The sequence below is a fragment of the Pseudotabrizicola sp. L79 genome (assembly GCF_036553525.1).
Taxonomy (GTDB): Bacteria; Pseudomonadota; Alphaproteobacteria; order Rhodobacterales; family Rhodobacteraceae; genus Pseudotabrizicola.
In genome coordinates, this window is record NZ_JAZHDA010000041.1 from 167,251 (window position 1) to 186,732 (window position 19,482).

26 protein-coding genes are annotated in these 19,482 nt (G+C 60.7%); 12 read left to right on the plus strand and 14 right to left on the minus strand.

All coding sequences use genetic code 11. The features are described from left to right. Positions 1 to 130 precede the first annotated feature (130 nt). The gene (hisA, locus tag V3C85_RS03495; protein WP_331793692.1) at positions 131 to 850 is read right to left on the minus strand and encodes a 1-(5-phosphoribosyl)-5-[(5-phosphoribosylamino)methylideneamino]imidazole-4-carboxamide isomerase; all 720 of its coding nucleotides are present in this window, start codon (positions 848 to 850) and stop codon (positions 131 to 133) included. 144 nt (positions 851 to 994) lie between these two features. On the opposite strand from hisA, the gene V3C85_RS03500 reads away from it, so the two are divergent. The 3 genes from V3C85_RS03500 to V3C85_RS19435 all read left to right on the plus strand — a co-directional run bounded on the left by V3C85_RS03500 (position 995) and on the right by V3C85_RS19435 (position 2,560). Next, positions 995 to 1,396, plus strand: coding sequence for a DUF2147 domain-containing protein (locus V3C85_RS03500; protein ID WP_331793693.1), 402 nt, complete (start codon positions 995 to 997; stop codon positions 1,394 to 1,396). A 61-nt stretch (positions 1,397 to 1,457) separates the two neighbouring features. After that, complete coding sequence (locus V3C85_RS03505) at positions 1,458 to 2,339, plus strand: DMT family transporter (RefSeq protein ID WP_331793694.1); 882 nt, start codon at positions 1,458 to 1,460, stop codon at positions 2,337 to 2,339. Further along, entirely contained in the window at positions 2,324 to 2,560 is a 237-nt protein-coding gene (locus tag V3C85_RS19435) for an Ada metal-binding domain-containing protein (protein ID WP_445941973.1), read from the plus strand. Before V3C85_RS03505 ends, V3C85_RS19435 begins: the two co-directional genes overlap by 16 nt. 9 nt (positions 2,561 to 2,569) lie before the next feature. On the opposite strand, the gene hisH is transcribed toward V3C85_RS19435, so the two are convergent. After that, a complete protein-coding gene (gene hisH, locus V3C85_RS03510; RefSeq protein WP_331793695.1) occupies positions 2,570 to 3,211 on the minus strand; it encodes an imidazole glycerol phosphate synthase subunit HisH in 642 nt (213 codons plus the stop codon). A 57-nt stretch (positions 3,212 to 3,268) separates the two neighbouring features. After that, on the minus strand, positions 3,269 to 3,856 hold the full coding sequence (gene hisB, locus V3C85_RS03515) for an imidazoleglycerol-phosphate dehydratase HisB (RefSeq protein ID WP_331793696.1): 588 nt from the start codon (positions 3,854 to 3,856) through the stop codon (positions 3,269 to 3,271). A gap of 203 nt (positions 3,857 to 4,059) precedes the next feature. Here hisB and V3C85_RS03520 point away from each other — a divergent pair, with 203 nt between their 5' ends. After that, positions 4,060 to 5,058, plus strand: a complete 999-nt coding sequence (locus V3C85_RS03520; RefSeq protein WP_331793697.1) for a hypothetical protein — start codon at positions 4,060 to 4,062, stop codon at positions 5,056 to 5,058. On the opposite strand, the gene V3C85_RS03525 is transcribed toward V3C85_RS03520, so the two are convergent. Next, positions 5,050 to 5,640 (minus strand): LysE family translocator, encoded by a 591-nt coding sequence (locus V3C85_RS03525; protein ID WP_331793877.1) that lies wholly within the window; start codon positions 5,638 to 5,640, stop codon positions 5,050 to 5,052. The two genes, V3C85_RS03520 and V3C85_RS03525, sit on opposite strands and share 9 nt — an antisense overlap. A 72-nt stretch (positions 5,641 to 5,712) precedes the next feature. Here V3C85_RS03525 and V3C85_RS03530 point away from each other — a divergent pair, with 72 nt between their 5' ends. Beyond that, complete coding sequence (locus V3C85_RS03530; protein WP_331793698.1) at positions 5,713 to 6,165, plus strand: Lrp/AsnC family transcriptional regulator; 453 nt, start codon at positions 5,713 to 5,715, stop codon at positions 6,163 to 6,165. Positions 6,166 to 6,170: 5 nt separating this feature from the next. Here the strand turns inward: V3C85_RS03530 and phaR are convergent, their stop codons facing one another. From phaR to phaC, 3 genes are all read right to left on the minus strand, one after another. After that, the gene (gene phaR / locus V3C85_RS03535; protein ID WP_331793699.1) at positions 6,171 to 6,734 is read right to left on the minus strand and encodes a polyhydroxyalkanoate synthesis repressor PhaR; all 564 of its coding nucleotides are present in this window, start codon (positions 6,732 to 6,734) and stop codon (positions 6,171 to 6,173) included. 161 nt (positions 6,735 to 6,895) lie between these two features. Then, a complete protein-coding gene (locus V3C85_RS03540) occupies positions 6,896 to 7,345 on the minus strand; it encodes a phasin family protein (RefSeq protein ID WP_331793700.1) in 450 nt (149 codons plus the stop codon). 174 nt (positions 7,346 to 7,519) lie between these two features. Beyond that, a complete protein-coding gene (gene phaC, locus V3C85_RS03545) occupies positions 7,520 to 9,325 on the minus strand; it encodes a class I poly(R)-hydroxyalkanoic acid synthase (RefSeq protein WP_331793701.1) in 1,806 nt (601 codons plus the stop codon). 136 nt (positions 9,326 to 9,461) lie between these two features. On the opposite strand from phaC, the gene phaZ reads away from it, so the two are divergent. Further along, the gene (gene phaZ / locus V3C85_RS03550) at positions 9,462 to 10,742 is read left to right on the plus strand and encodes a polyhydroxyalkanoate depolymerase (RefSeq protein ID WP_331793702.1); all 1,281 of its coding nucleotides are present in this window, start codon (positions 9,462 to 9,464) and stop codon (positions 10,740 to 10,742) included. Here the strand turns inward: phaZ and V3C85_RS03555 are convergent, their stop codons facing one another. Both V3C85_RS03555 and V3C85_RS03560 read right to left on the minus strand, forming a co-directional pair. Next, on the minus strand, positions 10,743 to 11,450 hold the full coding sequence (locus V3C85_RS03555; protein ID WP_331793703.1) for an alpha/beta fold hydrolase: 708 nt from the start codon (positions 11,448 to 11,450) through the stop codon (positions 10,743 to 10,745). 18 nt (positions 11,451 to 11,468) lie between these two features. Then, complete coding sequence (locus V3C85_RS03560; protein WP_331793704.1) at positions 11,469 to 12,239, minus strand: alpha/beta hydrolase; 771 nt, start codon at positions 12,237 to 12,239, stop codon at positions 11,469 to 11,471. Positions 12,240 to 12,366: 127 nt separating this feature from the next. On the opposite strand from V3C85_RS03560, the gene thrS reads away from it, so the two are divergent. The 6 genes from thrS (at position 12,367) to V3C85_RS03590 (ending at position 17,387) form a co-directional block, all read left to right on the plus strand. Next, positions 12,367 to 14,313, plus strand: coding sequence for a threonine--tRNA ligase (thrS, locus tag V3C85_RS03565; protein ID WP_331793705.1), 1,947 nt, complete (start codon positions 12,367 to 12,369; stop codon positions 14,311 to 14,313). A 186-nt stretch (positions 14,314 to 14,499) separates the two neighbouring features. Next, complete coding sequence (locus V3C85_RS03570) at positions 14,500 to 14,793, plus strand: BufA1 family periplasmic bufferin-type metallophore (protein WP_331793706.1); 294 nt, start codon at positions 14,500 to 14,502, stop codon at positions 14,791 to 14,793. 78 nt (positions 14,794 to 14,871) lie between these two features. Further along, positions 14,872 to 15,720 carry an MNIO family bufferin maturase gene (gene bufB / locus V3C85_RS03575; protein ID WP_331793707.1) on the plus strand — a complete coding sequence of 283 codons (849 nt, stop codon included), beginning with the start codon at positions 14,872 to 14,874 and terminating at the stop codon, positions 15,718 to 15,720. Next, positions 15,717 to 16,445 (plus strand): HvfC/BufC N-terminal domain-containing protein, encoded by a 729-nt coding sequence (locus V3C85_RS03580; protein WP_331793708.1) that lies wholly within the window; start codon positions 15,717 to 15,719, stop codon positions 16,443 to 16,445. Before bufB ends, V3C85_RS03580 begins: the two co-directional genes overlap by 4 nt. Next, positions 16,442 to 16,996, plus strand: a complete 555-nt coding sequence (locus V3C85_RS03585) for a DoxX family protein (RefSeq protein WP_331793709.1) — start codon at positions 16,442 to 16,444, stop codon at positions 16,994 to 16,996. The genes V3C85_RS03580 and V3C85_RS03585 overlap by 4 nt, the downstream gene beginning before the upstream one ends. A gap of 184 nt (positions 16,997 to 17,180) precedes the next feature. Continuing rightward, positions 17,181 to 17,387, plus strand: coding sequence for a cold-shock protein (locus V3C85_RS03590; protein ID WP_331793710.1), 207 nt, complete (start codon positions 17,181 to 17,183; stop codon positions 17,385 to 17,387). Positions 17,388 to 17,444: 57 nt separating this feature from the next. Here the strand turns inward: V3C85_RS03590 and V3C85_RS03595 are convergent, their stop codons facing one another. From V3C85_RS03595 to V3C85_RS03615, 5 genes are all read right to left on the minus strand, one after another. Next, positions 17,445 to 17,771 carry an arsenate reductase family protein gene (locus V3C85_RS03595; RefSeq protein WP_331793711.1) on the minus strand — a complete coding sequence of 109 codons (327 nt, stop codon included), beginning with the start codon at positions 17,769 to 17,771 and terminating at the stop codon, positions 17,445 to 17,447. 130 nt (positions 17,772 to 17,901) lie between these two features. Next, positions 17,902 to 18,297, minus strand: coding sequence for a DUF2177 family protein (locus V3C85_RS03600; RefSeq protein WP_331793712.1), 396 nt, complete (start codon positions 18,295 to 18,297; stop codon positions 17,902 to 17,904). A 73-nt stretch (positions 18,298 to 18,370) separates the two neighbouring features. Then, positions 18,371 to 18,733: a diacylglycerol kinase gene (locus V3C85_RS03605; RefSeq protein ID WP_331793713.1), complete on the minus strand. Its 363-nt coding sequence runs from the start codon at positions 18,731 to 18,733 to the stop codon at positions 18,371 to 18,373. Next, entirely contained in the window at positions 18,726 to 19,091 is a 366-nt protein-coding gene (locus tag V3C85_RS03610) for a YigZ family protein (protein ID WP_331793714.1), read from the minus strand. Before V3C85_RS03610 ends, V3C85_RS03605 begins: the two co-directional genes overlap by 8 nt. Before the next feature lie 102 nt (positions 19,092 to 19,193). Then, the gene (locus V3C85_RS03615) at positions 19,194 to 19,451 is read right to left on the minus strand and encodes a DUF6455 family protein (RefSeq protein WP_331793715.1); all 258 of its coding nucleotides are present in this window, start codon (positions 19,449 to 19,451) and stop codon (positions 19,194 to 19,196) included. Between the last annotated feature and the right edge of the window lie 31 nt (positions 19,452 to 19,482).

The following is a 19,482-nucleotide window of genomic DNA, read 5'->3' on the forward strand; positions in this document are numbered from 1 at the left end:
GGTCCTTGGCCCCTGTCGGTCTGTGCCCTGTCCTAGCGCCTGACAGCCGCTGGGGAAAGGGGGCGCTGCCCCCTTGCCGCGGTTTCCTGCGGAAACCGCTGACCCCCGGGATATTTATGAACAGATGAAATCAATCCCGCAGCGCCGAAAGCGCGGTTGCAAGATCAATAGCGCCGTCATAGAGGGCGCGCCCCGAAATGGCACCAGAGATCACGCCCGTGTCGCGCAGGGCAATCAGATCCTCGATACGGCTGACCCCACCCGACGCAATGACCGGAATGGTGACAGCGCGGGCAAGTGCCTCGGTCGCGTCGATATTCGGGCCCTGCATCGCGCCGTCGCGGTCAATATCGGTGTAGATGATGGCAGCGACGCCAGCATCTTCGAAGCTGCGCGCCAGATCGGTGGCCATGACATCGGTTTCAGTGGCCCAGCCTTTGGTGGCAACACGGCCCTTGCGCGCGTCGATACCGACGGCCACCTTGCCGGGGAATGCCAAAGCCGCTTCGCGCACGAGGGCCGGATTTTCCACGGCCACCGTGCCAAGGATCACGCGGGACAGGCCCTTGGTCAGCCACATCTCGATCGTCGCCATCTCGCGGATACCGCCGCCCAACTGGGTGGGAACAGTGACGCGGGCCAGGATCGCCTCGACCGCGTCAGCATTCACCGGTTCACCGGCAAAGGCGCCATTCAGATCGACCAGATGCAGCCACTGGCAGCCCGCGGCCTGAAACTTGGCCGCCTGTGCCGCCGGATCATCGCCAAACACAGTGGCGGCTGACATTTCACCGCGCAACAGGCGCACGCAATTTCCGTCTTTCAGGTCGATGGCAGGATACAGGATCATTCGGGCACCTCTGTCAGTTCGCGCCCGTTTGGCATGCCCTGCACCCAAAGCCAAGAGCCCAAGCCCCCCGAACCGACCCCACGTCACGCTTGATTGCCGATAGAGCGCCGCAGAAGATCGCCTGAGGTTTGGGAGGAGGACCAAATGAAACGATTCGCAAAAGTGACGGCACTGGCAGCCGCGATGGCCTTTGTGGCCGGGGCGGCGCTGGCAGACCCGGTTTACGGGATCTGGAAGACCAAGCCCGATGACAATGGCAACTATGGCCATATCGACGTGAAAGCCTGTGGCGCAAAGATCTGCGGCACGCTGATCAAGTCGTTCGACGCGGCGGGCAAGGATATGAAATCGGCCAATGTCGGCAAAAAGATCATCTGGGATATGGAGAATCTGGGCAACGGCAAATACGGCAACGGCAAGGTCTGGTCGCCGGATCGCGACAAGACCTATAATTCCAAGATGACGTTGCAGGGCAATGGGCTGGCGATTTCCGGCTGTGTTCTGGGCATTTGCCGCGACGGTGGCACCTGGAGCCGGGTGAAATAAGCAAGCTTCGGGTCGCCCTGCCCGGCCGGAACGGCCTATAAGGCCCAAAAGGCGGGGCACCATGCAGCGACAAGACTGGATCATGATTGCGACCCTCTCTGTGCTTTGGGGAGGGTCGTTTCTTTTTGTGGAAATCGGGCTGGAGGCGCTGACACCCCTGCCGCTGGTCTGGTGGCGCGTGGCCCTGGCGGCGCTGGTGCTGGCCTTTGCCCTGCCCGTCATGGGGATTGCCTTTCCCGGGCGTGGCAGTTGGGCTGCATTGCTGGGGATGGCCGTTTTGAACAACATCCTTCCGTTTTCACTGATTGCGGTGGCGCAGGGCGAATTGACGGGGGCCTTGGCCTCTGTGCTGAATGCAACGACGCCGCTGTTTACCCTGCTGTTGGCCCATCTGTTGACCCAGGATGAACAGATCACCCCCGCCAAGGCATTGGGGTTGGGGTTGGGCTTTGGCGGCGTGGTGGTCATGCTGGCCGGGGGCGAGATGGGCGGCGCGCTGGTGGCCAAGCTGTGTTCCTTGATGGCCGCGATCAGCTATGCCTGTGCTGGTATCTTCGGGCGCCGTTTTCGGCGCATGGGGCTGGCGCCGTTGGCAACGGCCTTCGGGCAGGTGACCGCATCGGCGCTGGTGCTGACGCCGCTTGTGGTGCTGGCCGCCCCCCCGTGGGATATGGGCTGGCCGGGCGCACGCGTGGCGGGGGCCATCCTTGCGCTGGCGGTGCTGTCAACCGCCTTGGCCTATGGGCTGTTCTTTCGCATTCTTGAACGGGTCGGGGCCACCAACCTGTCGATTGTCACCTTTCTGATCCCTGTCAGCGCCACGTTGTTGGGGGCGGTGGTTCTGGGCGAACGGTTGTTGCCACAGCATCTGGTCGGCTTTGCGCTGATTTGCGCGGGCCTGGTTGCGATTGATGGGCGGGTGCAGAAATGGCGACAGCGCTAAGCGATGCTGACTGGCAAGCCCTGTGCCAGCGCCTTTCCCAGGGCGGGCTTTACGGCGTGATCACGACGGGCATTTTCTGCCGCTTCGGCTGTGGCGCGCGCAGGCCGCTGCGGGCGAATGCGATCAGGCTGGAGTCACCGGCAGAGGCCATTGCCCTTGGGCTGCGGCCCTGCAAGCGGTGTTGCCCAGATGTGCGAAAAGGGCAAGATCTGGCCCCCTGAACCCCGCTTTCAGGGGTTCCATTGCAGGAAATTGGCAATCAGCCGCAGGCCGGTGGTTTGCGATTTTTCAGGGTGGAACTGGGTGCCCACCATGGTGTCGCGGCCAATGATGGCCGTGATATCGCCCGCATAATCGCAGTGCGCCAGACGCTGGGCCGGATCGGCAACCTGAAAATGATAGGAATGCACGAAATAGGCGTGATCGCCGGTCTGGATGCCTGCAAGCACAGGGTGGGCATGGTCGATCACCAGATCGTTCCAACCCATATGCGGCACCTTGAACTGCGGATTGCCGGGGGTGATCTTGACCACCTCTCCCGCAACCCACCCAAATCCGCGAGTATCCTGATATTCGCGGCCCCAGGTTGCCATCATCTGCATGCCGACGCAGATGCCCAAAAACGGGCGCGCGCGTTGGGTGACAGCCTCTTCAATGGCATCAAACAGCCCACCATAGCTGCCAAGGGCCTTGCGGCAGGCCGGAAAGGCACCATCACCCGGCAGCACGATCCGGTCCGCGCGGGCCACATCTTCGGGGCGAGAGGTAACAATCACCTCGCCACCGCCCACCTCTTGCGCCATGCGCTGAAAGGCCTTTTCGGCAGAGTGAAGATTGCCGCTGTCGTAATCGACCAGAACCGTCAGGGTCATTGGTTTTCGCTGTGCTCCGCGCAAGAATTTGACAGGCTGACCTCGGGCCACCCCTGCTTACAAACTGCCTTTGGTCGACGGCAGCACCCCGACCATGCGCGGATCAGGCTCGACCGCCATGCGCAAGGCCCGCGCCACTGCTTTGAAAGCAGCCTCGGCAATATGGTGGCTGTTGATGCCGTGAATCAGATCGACATGCAGCGTGATCCCGCCATGGGTGGACAGGGCCTGAAAAAACTCACGCACCAATTCGGTGTCAAACTGGCCGATCTTGTCCGTTGGAAAGGGCAAGTTCCACACCAGAAAGGGGCGCGCCGAAAGATCAAGCGCGCAGGCCACCTGCGTGTCATCCATCGCCAGATTGAAATGACCATAACGGCGGATGCCCTTTTTATCGCCCAAGGCGCTGGCCACCGCCTGACCCAAGGCAATGCCGCAATCTTCGACCGTGTGGTGATCGTCGATATGCAGATCACCTTTGGCCATCAGCTGAATGTCGATCAGCGAATGGCGGGCCAGTTGGTCGATCATGTGATCGAAAAAGCCAACTCCGGTTTTGCAGTCATATTGCCCGGTGCCATCCAGATTGATCGACACTTTGATTTGCGTTTCGGCAGTGCTGCGAGTGAGTTCGGCACGGCGCATGGGCACCCCCTGTTTTCAGTTCATCGCCTTATAGGCTCGAGATTCGGGGTTGGGAAGAGATCAGACCCCGCTGCCTGGCCTTAGCCCTGCGGTAGCGCCTTCTGGCAACAGCGCGGCAAAGATTGCTGCCAAACCGGGCCATCCCTTTCGCCGGCAGCCCAAGCCGACTAGACTTTGGGCGAACACGGTAAAAAGTGACCCGCATGCCCGACCATCCGCCCCAGCGGCAAGACCACACGATCATGGCCATCGGCCAAAAAGGCCGCCTGCAATATGAAGCCGTTTTACTGGCGGCCTCGCTGCGGCTGACCAACCCCGATTTTGCCGGGCAGCTTTGCATTTGTGAACCACAACCGGGCCCGCTGTGGAAGCAAGACCCCCGGATGGATGAACCGGTGCGAGAGTTGCTGGAACATCTGGGTGCGGTGATCACGCCCTTTGAAAGCAAGGTCTTTGGCCAGTCGTATCCCTATGGCAACAAGATCGAGGCCCTGTCGGCCTTGCCGGACAAGCCATTTCTGTTTCTGGACACCGACACACTGATCATCGGCGATCTGGGCACCGTCGCCTTTGATTTTTCGACCCCATCGGCCAGTATGCGGCGCGAAGGCACCTGGCCGCAGATAGAGTTGTATGGGCCGGGTTATGGGCAGATCTGGAAATCGCTTTACGACAAGTTCAACCTGAGGTTTGAGCCGTCGCTGGATCTGAGCCAACCTGACGAATATTGGCAGCGCTATCTTTATTTCAACGCGGGCTGGTTCTTTCACGAAAGCCCCAAGTGGTTCGGGTCACGTTTCTTGACCTATGCGCGCGCCATTCTGGAAAGCCCTCCGCCGGAGTTGGTCTTGCAAGAAATGAGTCCGTGGCTTGATCAGATCGCCCTGCCCCTGGTCATTCATTCGTTCAAAGGTGGGCGTCCGGGGCCGGGGCTGGCCGGGCTGGATGGCGATGTCACCTGCCACTATCGCACCCTGCCCCTGCTTTACGCCCGCGAAGGCGACAGGGTCGTCGAGGTGCTGGAAACCGTAGCCGAAGACAAGACCCAGCGGCGCATTCTGCGCGATTATGAACCGATCAAGACCATGGTCTATCAGAACAAGGGCCGCAAAGCGCGCGGCCTGTTTGATCGCGACAACCTGCCCCGACGTGAACAGGTGATCCGCAACACACTGAAAAGAAACGGCCTTTGGCTACGCTAATACCGGCCACAGGCTCAGAACCAGCAACAGCGCCATAGTCCAGTTGAACACTTGCAGCCGGCGGTTGGTGGTCAACCATTGCCGCAGGGCCTGGCCCGCATAAGCCCAGACCGAAACCGACGGCAGGTTGGTGGCGCAGAACACGGCCGCCACAACGCCCATGGCCCCCCATCCGTCGCCCCCGGCGTAAACGGTTACCGCCGTCAAGGCCATGGCCCAAGCCTTGGGGTTGACCCACTGAAAGGCCGCCGCTTGCAGAAAGGTAAACGGGCGCCCGCCGGCATCGCCTTCGCGCGGGGGGGCGGCATGGGCGATTTTCCACGCCAGCCAAAGCATATACGCCACCGACACCACCTTAAGCGCCAGATCAAGCCCGGGCCAATGCGTGAAAATCTGCGCAAGCCCCACGCCAACCAGAAACACCATCAACCCGTGGCCCAGACTGACGCCCAGCATATGCGGAACCGTGCGGCGAAACCCAAAGTTCACCCCCGACGCCAAGAGCATCATGTTGTTCGGCCCCGGCGTGACCGAGGTGGCAAAGGCAAAGCCCACAAGGGCGAAGAGGATTTCCCGTGTCATGCGCAACATATTGCGGAAAATTGGGGAATTATTATTGCAATTGCATCGCTTTATAGCATTTATTTGCAATCCATGGCCAAGAATGACGACATAACCCACCGAATATTGCACGAGCTGCAACGCAATGGCCGCTTGTCCAATCTAGAGCTTGCCGAACGCGTTGGCCTCTCGCCTTCGGCGTGCCTGCGGCGCGTGCAAGATCTTGAACGGTCTGGCGTGATCAAGGGCTATCGCGCGGTGACGGACAGGGCGAAAATGGGCCTTGGGTTCGTTGCCTTTGTGACGGTCGGGCTGAACACACACACCAAGGCCGCGCAAGAGGCGTTTGAACGGGCCGTGGCGCGTGCCCCGCAAGTGATCGAATGCCACAACATCACCGGAGCGGTTGAATATCTGCTGCGGGTCGAGGCCGAGGATCTGGCCGCCTACAAGCATTGGCATACCGAAGTGCTGGGGGTGTTGCCGCAGGTGCGATCCATCACCACCTTTGTGGTGATGGACAGCCCCAAGGATCTGCGGGGCTAGCGCCGTTACAGCTTGGACAGCTTCTTTTGCAACTCGGCCAGTTGCTTTTTGATCTGCGCCAGATCATCGGCACCTGCCGCCGCATCGGCCCCGCCTGCGTCTTGTTCGGGGCCCGAAGCCGACCAGCCCGGCACGCCACCCATCATCGACTTCATGAACACTTCCTGCTGCTTGCGCATCGCCTGAAAGCCCGGCATCGCCGCCATCGGATTTGGAAAGGTGTTCATGTTTTCCATCATCTTCGACTGCCCCTCGCGCAGCATTTCAAAGCTGGCGGCAAGGAACTGCGGCACGACAGAATGAACATTGGTGGTATAGCTGCGCACCAGATCGGTCAGCACCGAAATCGGCAGCACGTTTTCGCCCTTTGACTCATGCTCGGCCACGATCTGCAACAGATACTGCCGTGTCAGATCATCGCCGGATTTCAGATCAACGATCTGCACCTCGCGCCCTTTGCGAATAAAGCCCGCGATATCTTCCAGCGTCACATAGTCAGAGGTTTCGGTGTTATACAGACGCCGACTGGCATAGCGTTTGATCAGCAAAGGCTTTTCAGTGTCGGCCATTGGCCCCTCCCACGTCTTTTTGCTTGTGCAGAGAAGCTTACGCAGGCGCGAAACAAAAAGAAAGCACTACAGAGGCACCCAAAGAAAAAGGCGGACCGCGAAGGGCCCGCCAAATCTGTTACGCCACTGGGAGGAGGTGTGGCGCAACGCCCGTAAGGGAATTACTTTGCAGCTGCAGCAGCTTTCTTGGCGACCGAGGTCACGTCAGCGGTTGCTTTTTTCACAGCGGCAGTTGCGTCTTCCGACATGTCCTTGCCAGCAGCCAGCATCAGCTCGACGGTTTCCATCTGCACTTTCTTGGCGACTTCAGCGAAAGCAGCCATGTTCTCGGCAGCCAGCTCAGCAGCAGCCGAAGCGAAATCGGTCGCAGCTTTGGTGTAGTCGGTCGGTTCGGTCTTGGCTTTCGACAGATCGCCCATCTTGCCCAGGGTTTCCTTGGCCCACTTGGCCGAGATCTCGGTCGATTTTTCAGCAGCTTCCAAAGCCACTTTCGACAGCTTCTCGCCCATGGCGGCTTGGGTCTTGAATGCATTTTGCATGGCCGAGGCGTCGACCGGGAACGAAGCCATCATGTCCTGCATAACTTTTGCGAAGTCTGGGGTCTTGGTCATTTCAATTTCTCCTGATCATCCGGGTGGTTCATCCCGTCTCTATGCCTGATCTTATACATGCTGCAGCGCAGCATTTCAATCATTATTCTGCAATGCAGCATTTCACACGGAGACACAGGATAAGCGGTTGATCCCGCACACAAAGTGACCCAAGGGAAACCACTCCCCCTGCCCTTAATCCCCCGCCAACACCGGTTTTGCGACCACGTAAGTGCCCGGAGCGGGGCAAAGAGCGGGGTTTGTCGAATCGCCCGGATTGCGCGCGGGAACCTGTTTGCCCGACCGTTTTTTCAGCCAATCGCGCCACCGCGGCCACCAGCTGCCCTTGTTGAACGTGGCACTGGCCTTCCAGTCCTCGGGCGCACCCTCGATCAAGGCCTCGTTGGTATAGTGCCCGTATTTGTCTTTGCTGGGCGGATTGATGATCCCGGCGATATGGCCGGATTCCGACAAGATAAAGGTCTTGTCCTTTGACCCCATCTGCCGCACGCCGTTAAAGCAGCCGCGCCAATGGGCTATATGGTCGGTTTCGCAAGCGATCGAACACAGCGGCAGGGTCACGCCAGCCAGACTGACCGGCTCTCCGAACACCGGAAAGGTGCCTTGGGCAAAGCCGTCGGTCTGGCACAGCCCGCGCAGATATTCGACCGCCATCTTGGCGGGCAGATTGGTGCCATCACCGTTCCAAAACAGCAAGTCAAAAGCGGGCGGCGCCTCTCCCATCATATAGCTTTTGATGGCTGGCTGATAAATCAGATCGTTCGAGCGCAAGAAGCTGAAGGTGCGGCTCATGAAGGTTTTGGACAAGATCCCGTCGCGCGCCGATTGCCGTTCGATGCCATCGACGAAATCATCTTCCAAAAACACGCCCACTTCGCCGGGGTCACTGAAATCGGTCAGCGTGGTGAAGAACGTGGCCGATTTCACCGATGTATCCCCGGCCCGCTGCAAATGCGCCAGTGTCAGGCCAAGGGTGGTGCCGGCGATGCAATAACCAACGGCATTGATCTGCTTTTCCCCGGTGATGCGCCGCGTCTCGGCCATCGCCCGCAAATAGCCGTCACGGATATAATCATCCATGCCCACATCGGCATAGCTGCTGTCAGGGTTGACCCATGACACCACAAACAACGTAAAGCCTTGATCGACGATCCATTTGATCAGCGAATTGGCAGGCTTGAGATCCATGATGTAGAATTTGTTGATCCATGGCGGGAACAGCAGGATCGGCGTCTGATAAACCGTTTCTGTTGTCGGCGCGTATTGGATGATCTCCATCATGCGGTTGCGATAGACGACGGCCCCTTCGCTGGTTGCGATGTTTTCGCCAACCTTGAACGCGTCCTTGTCGGCCAGGGTCACCAGCAGATCGCCACTGTTGGCCTCTATGTCGCGGACCAGGTTTTCCAAACCCTTGACCAGGCTTTCACCATCGGTGGCCACGGCCTTTTCCAGCGCATCTGGGTTGGTGCCCAGAAAATTGGTGGGCGAAAACATATCAACGATCTGGCGGGTAAAATATTCCACGCGCCGACGATCTGCCGGGTCAAGCAGTTCCATATCCTCGACGGCACTGGTGACGGCTTCTGAATTCAGCAGATATTGCTGCTTAAGGTAATTAAAGGCGGGGTGGGTTTCCCACAGCGGGTTCGAAAAGCGCCGGTCTTTCGGGGTGTGATCTTCGGGCGCCGTGAATTCGCCGCGCAACAGCTTTTGCTGGGCTTCGACGTAATGCTTCATGGTCTTGCCCCAATAGCCGACCTGATGCTCAAGAATTTTCGAGGGGTTTTGCATCATTTCGGCCAGATAAGCGGCGGCCGCCTTCATATAGACGTCAGAAGACGGGCCAGACAGCGCCGCGTCGGCCTGCTTTCGCTTGGCCAGAGCCGCCATAAGACGCTGGTTCAGCGCCTCGACCCGCGCAAGATTGGCCTGCAGACGCTCAAGCTTTTGGGCTGCGTCGTTCTCATCTGTTGTCATAATGATTTTTCCCCCCTATCGTGCCGCTGTGCAGCATAAGTCCGTAACTGTTTCGCAGCATAAGGCAGCATAACGTCGCGCTACCGGGGGGGAAAGCGACGATTTCGCCGGGCAATTCCCGGCATTGGAGACGCGAATGAAATACATGATGACCTACGATCTCATGGAAAGCGCCAGAAACACCAACGAATGGTTGGGGGCCACGGCGCGGGCCATGGCGTCTTATCCGGCCTTTGCGCTGTCGATGAACCCGATGTTCCAGATGACCGCCGCGTGGGGCCAGGTGACCGAGCGCACCTTTGCCCGCATGGTGGCCAAGCCTGACTGGGGCATCCGGTCGATCGTCGGCCCCGACGGCCAGGATCACCTTGTCGATGTGAAAACCGTGGTGGAACGCCCGTTTGGCGATCTGATCCAGTTTTTCGTGCGCCGCCGCGCCCCGATGAAGCGCAAGGTTCTGCTGGTGGCACCGATGTCGGGCCACTATGCCACGCTGCTGCGGTCAACCGTGCATTCGCTGCTGCCCGATTGCGATGTCTATATCACCGATTGGCACAATGCCCGCGACATTCCCGTCAGCGCGGGCAAGTTCGATGTCGAAGATTACACGCTGTATCTGGTTGATTACATGCGCCACCTTGGCCCCGACACCCATGTGATCGCCGTTTGCCAACCTGTGCCGCTGACCTTGGCCGCCACCGCCTATCTGGCGGGCGAAGACCCCAAGGCCCAGCCCCGCAGCCTGACGCTGATCGGTGGCCCGATCGACCCCGATGCCGCACCGACCGAAGTCACCGACTTTGGCAACCGCGTCACCATGGGCCAGCTTGAACAACTGGCCATCCAGCGCGTCGGGTTCAAATACAAAGGCGCAGGCCGTATGGTTTATCCCGGCTTGCTGCAACTGCACAGCTTTGTGTCGATGAACATGGAACGGCACTCCAAGGCCTTTTCCGAACAGATCATGCGCGTCGCCCGGGGCGAGGCCGCCGATCACGATGCCCACAACCGCTTTTACGACGAATATCTGGCGGTAATGGACATGACAGCCGAATTCTATCTTTCGACGGTTGAGCGGATCTTTAAGAACCGCGAAATCGCAAAGAACGAATTTGTCGTGGCAGGCAAGAAGGTTGACTTTGGCGCGATCACAGATGTGGCCGTGAAAATCGTCGAAGGCGCGCAGGATGATATCAGCGCTCCGGGCCAGTGCCTTGCGGCGCTTGACCTGCTGACCAACCTTCCGGCCGAGAAAAAGGCCAGCCATCTTGAAGACGGCGCCGGCCATTACGGCATTTTCGCCGGCAAATCATGGCGCCTGAACATCCGCCCGCTGGTGCTGAACTTCATCGACCAGAACTCTGCCGCGCCCGAGCAACCCAAGGCCAAGCCCGAGATCAAGCTGGCCCAAGCCTGATCAGCGCAGGATCATCGGCCCAGACAGGAAAGCCTCGATTGCGGAAGACACCGCTTCGGGGCTTTCCAACATTGGCAGGTGCCCGGCGTCGGGCAGAACCTTCAGCACCGACTTTGGCATCAGATCACGCGCGAATTCCTGACGCCGCAGGGGCACCACGCTGTCATGCTGGCCCGCGATGAACAGGGCCGGAACCTCGGCCTTGCGCAGGGTCTTTTGCTGGTCGGGGCGGCGCTGCAAGGCCCGGCACTGGCGCAGATAAACCCCCTCACCCAAGCCGTAAGCCATGTCACGCAGCAGCATTTGCAGCGCCGCACGGTCAGGCGTATCGGCCAGGGCGGCGTCGGGCACATCCTCGACAATTGCCTGTTTCAACCGGCCCGAGCGCGCGGCCACCATCCGCGCCTCGCGCGCGGCGGCGATCTGGGGCTGTTCCGACAACGGGTCGGTGGCCAGCAAGATCAGCCGCATCACCCGGTCGGGCGCACGGCGCAACATATCCAGCGCCACATTGCCACCCAGACCATGGCCCACCACCGTGAACTGCGCCGGGGCCGCCGCCAAAGCCAGTTCAGACTGACGCTCGATCGTATCGGCATCGCCCACAAACACCTGCACCGACCGCCCGGTGCCAAGCGTTACCATCTGCGGCAGAAAGGCGCGGGCATCCTGCATCAGCCCCGGCAAGAACAGGATCGGTTCCTTCATTTCAGCCAACCTGCGGCCTTACAGATTTGCCGCATCTGATCCCCCGGCCAAAACGTCTTCGATCGCTGCGGCAATCATCGCAAGACAGGGCGGCGTTGAAAAGCGGTGATCCGCCCCCTTGTGCAAGGTCAGGCGCAGATCGGGGCCGCTGGCATGATCCAGCAGGCGCAAGGCCACCGAAACCGGCACATCGGTGTCAGCCGTGCCCTGCAACAGGCGCACCGGAAAGGGCAGATCCAGCGGCGCCCGCAACACCAGCCGCTGACGCCCCTCTTCGATCAGACGGCGGGTGATGACATAGGGGTCGTCCGAATAGTCCGACGGCAATTCAACCCGCCCCTGCACCTGCAAGGCACGGCGCTGTGTGTCGTCAAATCCGGCCCACATGCTGTCTTCGGTAAAATCGGGCGCGGCGGCGATGCCGACCATTCCGGCAACCCGTTCGGGCAGGGCCCGTGCCAGCAGCAGGGCGATCCACCCCCCCATGGACGAGCCGACCAGAACCTGCGGCCCCTGCGTCAGATGGGTAATTGCCGCCTGCGCATCTTCAAACCAGTCGCCAATGGCCCCATCCAGGAACGCGCCCGACGACTGGCCATGACCGGAATAGTCAAACCGCAGAAAGGCGCGGCCCTGCTGCTTGGCCCAGTCTTCCAGGAAAAGCGCCTTAGAGCCCTGCATATCCGACCGAAAGCCCCCCAGAAAAACCACGCCCGGCCCCGAACCTGCGGTCTGGTGATAGGCAATGCGGCGGCCTTGGGGCGTTGTCAGAAACTGCGGCTGGGTCATGCAATCCTCCATTCGCTTGGCTTCTAGCGCCTCTGTGTTGACTTTGCCATGCCAAGGGCGCACAAGCCGCCCCGATATAACCCGCAACCGGGCGTTTCGTAGACGCCAAACCGACGAGGACGCCGCTATGGCCCAAATCTCCCTCACCTTTCCCGATGGCAACAAGCGCGTCTATGAGGCGGGTGTAACCCCGGCCGAAGTGGCTGCCTCGATTGCGCCCTCGCTGGCCAAGGCTGCGATTTCCGCTCAGGTGAATGGCGCCCATTGGGATCTGGCCTGGCCGATCCAGGCCGATGCCACGCTGTCGATCAACACGCTGAAAGATGATGGCCCCGCGCTGGAGCTGATCCGGCATGACCTGGCCCATATCATGGCCCGCGCCGTGCAAGAGATCTGGCCTGATGTGAAAGTGACCATCGGCCCGGTGCGCGATTACGGCTGGTTTTACGATTTTGACCGCGCCGAACCCTTTACACCCGAAGATCTTGGCCAGATCGAAGCCAAGATGAAACAGATCATCAACGCGCGCGATCCCGTGCGGACCGAGGTCTGGGACCGCGCCCGTGCGCTGGCCTATTACGAACAGCGCGGCGAGCCCTATAAGGTGGAACTGGTCAACAAGATCCCCGCCGATCAGGATTTGCGGATGTATTGGCACGGCGACTGGCAAGACCTGTGCCGTGGCCCGCATTTGCAACACACCGGTCAGGTGCCCGCCGATGCCTTCAAGCTGACGCATGTGGCCGGGGCCTATTGGCTGGGCGACAGCACGCGCCCCATGCTGCAACGCATCTATGGTGTGGCCTTCAAGAACCGCGATGACCTGAAGGCCCACATGACCATGCTGGAAGAGGCCGCCAAACGCGACCACCGCAAGCTGGGCCGCGAGATGGACCTGTTCCATATGCAGGAAGAAGCGCCGGGCCAGATCTTCTGGCACCCGAATGGCTGGAATATCTACACCACGCTGCAAGATTACATGCGCCGCCAGCAGCGCCGCGATGGCTATGTCGAGGTGAACACGCCACAGGTTGTGAACCGCAAACTGTGGGAAGCCTCGGGCCATTGGGAAAACTACCGCGAAAACATGTTCATCGTCGAAGTGGACGAAGAAGGCGCGCGGGAAAAAGTGGTCAATGCGCTCAAGCCGATGAATTGCCCCTGCCATGTGCAGATCTTCAACGTCGGGCTGAAAAGCTATCGCGACCTGCCGCTGCGCATGGCCGAATTCGGCTCTTGCGCCCGCTATGAACCCAGTGGCGCGCTGCATGGCATCATGCGGGTGCGCGGCTTTACACAGGATGACGCGCATATCTTCTGCACGCTGGATCAGATCGAGGCCGAGTCGAAAAAGTTCATCGAGTTTCTGGCCAAGATCTATGCCGACCTTGGCTTTGACAAATGGCGGGTGAAACTGTCCACCCGGCCCGAAAAGCGCGTGGGCAGCGATGAGATCTGGGACAAGATGGAGGCGGCACTGGCCAATGCCTGCACCGCCGCCGGATATGCCTATGAACTTTTCCCCGGCGAAGGCGCGTTCTATGCGCCCAAGCTGGAATTCGTGCTGACCGACGCCATTGGCCGCGACTGGCAATGTGGCACGCTGCAACTGGACCCGAACCTGCCCGAGCGGCTGGATGCCAGCTATATCGGCGAAGACGGGGCCAAGCACCGTCCCTTCATGCTGCACCGCGCCTGCCTTGGATCGTTCGAACGGTTCATCGGCATTCTGATCGAAAACCACGCAGGCAAACTGCCGCTGTGGCTGGCCCCGCGTCAGGTTGTGGTCGCCTCGATCGTGTCGGATGCCGATCCCTTTGTGCATGATGTCGTGGCCGCGCTGACCAAGGCCGGGATTCGGGCCGAGGCAGATACGCGCAACGAAAAGATCAATTACAAGGTGCGCGAGCATTCGGTGGGCAAGGTGCCGGTCATTCTGGCCGTCGGCATGAAGGAAGTCGAGGAGCGGACTGTTTCAGTGCGCCGTCTGGGTGAAACACAAACCCGCACCATGGCCCTTGACGCGATCATCGCCGACCTGGTGGCCGAGGCAACGCCACCCGACCTGCGCTGACCCTAAGCCATTGATAAATATGAAAGGCGTCGCATCGTGCGGCGCCTTTTTCGTTTGATCTCACCGATCCGTTACAGCGATCACGGCGGTTTTCCCTCTCAATCTCGTGACTGTGCACAGACCATCCGCCCCGACATGGTGACCCCATCGCCGCGATGCGATGTAACCAAAAAAGGGATGAACCAGATGTCTTACCAAGTGAAAACCCTCGCCGTGGCCGGTGCTTTGGCTGCCAGCTTTGCCGCCCACATCGCCACCCCCGGCGCCGCTGCGGGCGAGATGGAAAAGTGCTTTGGCGTGGCCCTTGCCGGCCAGAATGATTGCGCCGCGGGCCCCGGCACCACCTGCGCGGGCACCTCGAAAGTCGATTATCAGGGCAACGCATGGAAGCTGGTTCCCGCTGGCACCTGCACCACGATGGAACTGCCCGAAGGCCGCATGGGCAGCCTTGAGAAGCTTGACCGCGACATGGCGGGCTAAGGCCTGACCGCGACTGGGGGGCGTTGCGCCCCCCAGACCCTAAGCAAGATTTTGAAAAACCGATGAAAGGGGCCCTTGATGTTTGACACCCCCCCCAATGTTTTGCGCCAAACCCCGGGTGTGGGCTACAAGCCCCAGCATTTCAGCGCCCTGTTGGCCGATCCGGGCCCGGTGCGCTGGTTAGAGATTCATGCCGAGAATTACATGGGCGCCGGTGGGCGGCCCTTGGCGCAACTGCGCCATCTGGCAGAACGTTTTGCCATTTCGGTGCATGGGGTTGGCCTGTCCATCGGCGGCGAGGCCGACCTGGACAGCGACCATCTGGCCCGGCTGAAGCATCTGTGTGATTGGCTCAGGCCGGCAAGCTTTTCCGAACATCTGGCGTGGTCTACGCATGAAGGCAGCTTTCTGAACGACCTGCTGCCCCTACCCTACACCACCGCCACGCTGGCGCGGGTGGTTGACCATATCGACCGCGTGCAAGAGGTGTTGGGCCGACGCATGTTGCTGGAAAACCCGTCCACCTATCTGGCCTTTGCTGAAACGCAGATGGACGAGATCGACTTTCTGTCCGAAATTTCCCAGCGCACGGGCTGCGGCCTGCTGCTGGATGTCAACAATGTGCATGTGTCTTGCACCAATCAGGCACAGGATGCGGCGGCCTATCTGGCCCGCTTTCCACTGGATCGGGTGGGCGAAATCCATCTGGGCGGCCATGCCGAAGATATGGCCGACCATGGCATGCCGCTGCTGATTGATGCGCATGGCTGTGAAGTCGCAGATCCGGTCTGGGCGCTTTATGCGCAAACCCTGCGCTCGGGCGGGGCCAAGCCGACGCTGATCGAATGGGATAATGACGTGCCCGACTGGCCCGTTCTGGCAGCCGAGGCACAGCGGGCCGCCCGATTGCTGGAGCCAGTGGCATGACATCCGCCGAATTCGCCACCGCCCTGCTGGCCCCCGACGCCCCCCTGCCCGCCGGAGTGACCGATCCTTTGGGCCGCGCCGCACCGCGCCGGTTTGCGGTTTCTCGCAACAACGTGGTGGTCAGCCTGACCAAGGCGCTTGAAGATGCCTTTCCCGTCATCCGCCAGTTGGTAGGCCCCGAGTTCTTTGCCGCAATGGCCGGGGTTTTCCTGCGCGCCCATCCTCCTCAATCGCCGGTGCTGATGCTGTATGGTGCGGGGTTTGCAGGGTTTCTGAACGACTTTCCCCCCGTGGCGCACCTGCCGTATCTGGCCGATGTGGCGCGGCTGGAACAGGCCCTGCGGGAAAGTTATCACGCCGCCGACGCCCCCCCCGTGGGTGGCGAAACCCTTGGCCAGATCGGGATAGAGGCCCTGATGCAGCGCCGCTTGCGCCTTGCGCCGTCCTTGCGGCTTGTGGCGTCGGCCTTTCCCATCGTGTCGATCTGGCAGGCCAATCGGCAGGGCGGCGCGACGCCTCTGCCCCGGCCCGAAACCGCGCTGATCCTGCGGCCCGGATTTGACCCCATGCCGCATCTTTTGCCCCCCTGCGGGCAGCCCATCATCACCGCCATTCAAGCCGGCACCCCGCTTGGCGCAGCACTGTCTGCCGCCCCCGAGGATGAGGCCGCGCAGGTCTTGTCGCTGTTGCTGACTGGCCAGGCCATAGTGGAGATCTTGCCATGAAACCCCTTTTCGCCCCGTATGACCGCCTGACAGCAGCCATTGCCCGCACCGCTGTCGACCTGTTGCCGCTGCTGGCACGCCTGATTTTTGCCGGGGTGCTGGCCGGGTATTTCTGGGCTTCGGCCCTGACCAAGTTTGACGGCCCCCTTACCCCCAGTGTTGGCGCCTATGCACAAATCTTCCCCCGCGCGCTAGAGGCTGCGGGCTATAACCCCGGCGCGCTTGGGCTGTGGCATGGGTTGGTGGTGCTGGCGGGCAGCTATGCCGAGTTTGTGTTGCCAGCCTTGCTGATCCTGGGGGCGCTGACCCGTTTGGCCGCCCTGGGCATGATCGGGTTCATTCTGGTGCAAAGCCTGACCGACATACTGGGCCATGGCGCCGATGCCACCACCATCGGGGCGTGGTTTGACCGTATCCCAGATGCACAGATCATGGATCAGCGCGCGTTGTGGATGGTGCCCCTCTTGGTGCTGGTCACCTTGGGGGCCGGGCGACTTTCGGTGGATGCAATGGCCTTGCGCCTGCGCAAAAACCTGCCCGTTTCCGCCTGATTTCGGCAAGCGAGCACGAATCTTGCGCCAGCCTTGCCTGATTCTGCTTGATTTATGCCTTGGCTGCGGCATCCTGATTGCAAGTGACAACAGACTTTCTGCTCGCCTCTCTGACCGAAGGCCTGAAATCTGGCTGCACGGCCCATGGCAATTCCGCTGTGGGAGGGTTTGAGAGGAGAGACGGATGGCCACTGGCACCGTGAAATGGTTCAACGCCACCAAGGGCTTTGGCTTCATTGCACCTGATGATGGTGGGAAAGATGTCTTTGTTCATATCTCGGCCGTCGAGCGGGCGGGCCTGAAGGGGCTGAACGACAATCAGAAGATCGCTTATGAACTGCAATCGGGCCGTGATGGCCGTGCTTCGGCCAGCGATCTGCGACTGCTCTGAGCAGACCAGGAATAAAGACGGCCCGCGCCCTGTTGGGGTGCGGGCCGTGCTCTTTTGTCAGCCCAGCCAGACCTGTTGGGCGGCGGCGTCCCAGGCGATCGTCCAGCGGCCCTCATGTTCGATGACCGGGCGCTTCATCACTGTGGGCTGCTCGGCGATCTGAACCTCGGGCTCGGATTCGCGCAGGAAGGGGTTGAAGCTGCGATAGGTGGGCGAGGCCTTGTTGATCGCCCGGTCCCCGAATTCCTGCACGATGGCGGTAATTTCTGCGGCTGACAGCGGGGTGGCCCGCACGTCGCGGAACTGGGGGTCATGTCCTGCCTCTTTCAGGGCTTTCAGCGCCTTTTTGCAGGTGTCGCAGGTTGAGATGCCATAGAGGATCATGCCGGGCCCTTTGTCGATGCCTGTGTTAATCAGTGTCTCTGGCAGAGACGTTTTCAAAGCGCCAGCAACTCAAGAGCTTAGCGTTTCACATTAAGACATTCCTAACAGATGCCCCGCGGCGCGCCAAGGTTCAGTTGGTCAGCGCGCGGGTGATTGCCAGCCCGGCCCAGGCGGAAAAGGCGGTCAGCACCGCGCCCCAGGTGGTGTCTGTGACAACCATTGTCCAATGCCAGTCGCGCATGATGGCATAGCTGGTGAATTCATAAGTGCCATAAGCCATGGCCCCGATCACCGCCGCCGGGATCAGCACCCCGCCCCCCGATTTCAGCGCGGGCCACGTCACCAGATACAACAGCCCCGCCACATAGGCCGCATAGAACAGTGCTGCCGGGCCAAGCCGGATCGGATCGGCCATCAGCGCCCCGATATGGCGCGAAAACAACGGTTTCATCACCAAGGTCAGCATGATCGCATCCACGATCAGGAACACGGCAGCGGTTGAGACATAGAGGATGGCGACTTGCATGGGGCTTCTCCTTTGACCGATACCTAGTGCCCGCAAGCCCGCTGCACAGGGGCGCGTGTGATTTCAACCCAGATCACGACAGCAAAATCACGGCCCAAGCCACCCCGCCCGCAAGCGCCGTCAGCGCCACGGCGGCCGAGCCGCAATCCTTGGCCTTTTTGGCCCGAGGGTCGATCTGCGGCGAAAGGTAATCAACCACCTCTTCCACGGCGGTGTTCATCAGTTCAGCCGCCAGAACCAGCAGCCCCAAGGCAAGGATCAGCGCCCGTTCGCCCGAGGTCAGGTCCAGCCAAAAGGCCAAAGAGGCCGACATCAGGTTGACCAGCGTCCATTGCCGCAGTGTCTTTTCACTGGCCCAAGCCGCACGCCAGCCCTGCCACGACCACAAGACGGTATTGGCCAGCCGACGCGCTTCGGCCCGGATCAGATCATGCATGGTGTTTGCCCCATTCCGCCAGAAAGGCGCGGGTGCAGGTGACGACATGGGCAAAGCGGTCGCCGCCCAGATGTACCCCGCCATACCAGCGCGTGACGACCACGACCGTATCGGTCAGCCCCTCACGCTCTAGCATTTTCAGGATCACGGCCCCGGCGCCGGACTCGCCATCATCATTCTTGACCGGGCCTTCATCGCTTAGAACGACAGCCCAAGTGTTATGGGTGGCCTTGGCGAATTTCTTGGCCTTTTTCAGATGTTTGACAAAATCATCCACGCCCGCCCGGCCAGAAACAGCCCCGCCCGACACGGCATAGCGCGACCCACGGTCGCTGATCACATTCAAAAGCTGTAGCATGCGGCCCCTTCCCCCGCCCAAACTGGCGCGAGCCGCGGGCCACGTCAATCAGGTCTGACGCAAAGCGCCCCCGACTGATGATGTGGGCCTGACGTTGTGGGCCTAATGCTGCAAGGACAGAACCTCCAGCTCTCGCTTGTTGGGGCAGAACACCGGCAAGCAGGGCGAGGTGGCCGCAGTTGCCAGCCAAGCGGTGCAGGCGGCCTGTTGCGAACAGGCCTGACAGCGGTTCACCAAGGTTGCCAGTTCGGCCCGGCTGAGCCAGCCATCAACCACCGCCGTGGGAAGGTTGACCCCCAGCACACGCGCCATGCCACGGGTCAGGCCCCAGGCCATTGGGGCTTCGGAATAGCCTATCATCTTGTGCCGTCCTTTTGTTGCGCCAAGGGTC